The organism is Bartonella sp. CL25QHWL, from assembly GCF_042195335.1.
GTDB lineage: Bacteria > Pseudomonadota > Alphaproteobacteria > Rhizobiales > Rhizobiaceae > Bartonella.
Genome location: NZ_JBHIOE010000088.1, coordinates 1 through 742, shown reverse-complemented (window position 1 = coordinate 742; position 742 = coordinate 1). Strand labels below are relative to the sequence as shown.

Annotated in this window: 1 protein-coding gene; it reads right to left on the bottom strand. The window is 38.7% G+C overall.

Going from position 1 to position 742, the window contains the following annotated elements:
* Window positions 1-553: 553 nt before the first annotated feature.
* Window positions 554-742, bottom strand: a 189-nt coding sequence (locus ACFILY_RS09600; RefSeq protein ID WP_375673374.1) for a hypothetical protein, incomplete at its 5' end; no start/stop codon positions are given.

Sequence of the window (742 nt, the reverse complement as noted above, 5' to 3'; positions counted from 1 at the left end):
AATTTCCTATTGGCCTTACTTTTAGATTATTGTTCTGCTTTCCAAATGTTATTCAACCAAAAGTTAGATTGCTACTCTTTTAAAACTTTTGAGTGTTTATTGATGTGTTCTCCGCAAGTGTACGGGTCGCACACAAGTAATACAGTGGTGCTCAATGAAGAGCAGGGTTGTCGAACCTCAGGAAACTGTACTTAAAATACTAATCGATCCTTTGATGTCTAGTGAAACAAATAGAAGAAGTATTGGATCATAACAACAATGAATGAAAGATGGTAATGAAGGTGATGGAGGAGATTAGAACTAAGTACTCAGCAATCACAAGAGTAAATCCCTTTCGGAAGTTTACAATGACTCGTGCACACTATCTCATCCTAGTTGACTACCTTGGTACATTCCAATGATTTTCGTGTGTGCTCAATAGCAATATTGCATCTATGTGTTCGTAGATACACCACAGTTTTGCTAGGACAACCTAACAACTATGCACTCCAAACACACTACAGTTATGCAATACAAGATTAAACACAAACATCAATTAGAACTCCATAATCAATTACAATGAGTTTATAAGCAATACAGTCTGACGATTGCCCACAACCAAGGCACTATAGCCAGTTAGCCACTGAGGGCAGGTACACAAGGTAAGGCAAATGAAAGAACAAAGAAAGAGAGAGAGAGAACCTGCTTCAATACTCAAGATAACCTCCCTTGTAGTGTCCTTGCGCCAACTCTCCACCTCTTG